The sequence below is a fragment of the Rothia nasimurium genome, assembly GCF_004569295.1.
GTDB lineage: Bacteria > Actinomycetota > Actinomycetes > Actinomycetales > Micrococcaceae > Rothia > Rothia nasimurium_B.
On record NZ_SPQC01000109.1, the window covers coordinates 1 to 447 of the forward strand.

Consider the following 447-nt stretch of genomic DNA (forward strand, 5'->3'; position numbering starts at 1 on the left):
GACTAAGAGAGGGTAGGTAATTTCTAAAAGCTTGTTCTTTGTCTAAATTTGCTTGTTCGCTTTGCATTTGCTTAATGAGATAGGATTCATTATTTTGACTTAGTGCTATAAATTCGTGCAAATTAGAAGCTAACATTGCTAAGGGATAAAGAGCTAAAAATATAGCTGATTTTAAATATTTTTCAAGCATTTGATATTTTAATATGCTTTATATAAATTTCAATTGAAGTTTTTTATATAAAATAAAATTTATTTGTTTTAAACATAAATTTTGTTAAAATCCTAGCTTTAAAATTTTATATTTAGGATGAAATTTTGTCGGTAAAAAATATTAGAAATTTTTCCATCATAGCACATATAGATCATGGAAAATCTACTCTTGCAGATAGGATTATTAGCGAGTGTGGTGCTATTAGCGATAGGCAGATGAGTTCACAAGTTATGGAT

The 447-nt window shown here is 26.8% G+C and carries 1 protein-coding gene and 1 pseudogene; one reads left to right on the top strand and one right to left on the bottom strand.

Annotation, left to right across the window (positions count from 1 at the left end; translation table 11 throughout):
* A pseudogene (locus E4U03_RS12595) lies at positions 1-190 on the bottom strand (hypothetical protein); the annotation flags it as partial.
* 122 nt (positions 191-312) lie between these two features.
* On the opposite strand from E4U03_RS12595, the gene E4U03_RS12600 reads away from it, so the two are divergent.
* Positions 313-447: GTP-binding protein (locus E4U03_RS12600; RefSeq protein ID WP_209304185.1), on the top strand; the 135-nt coding region annotated here is incomplete at its 3' end.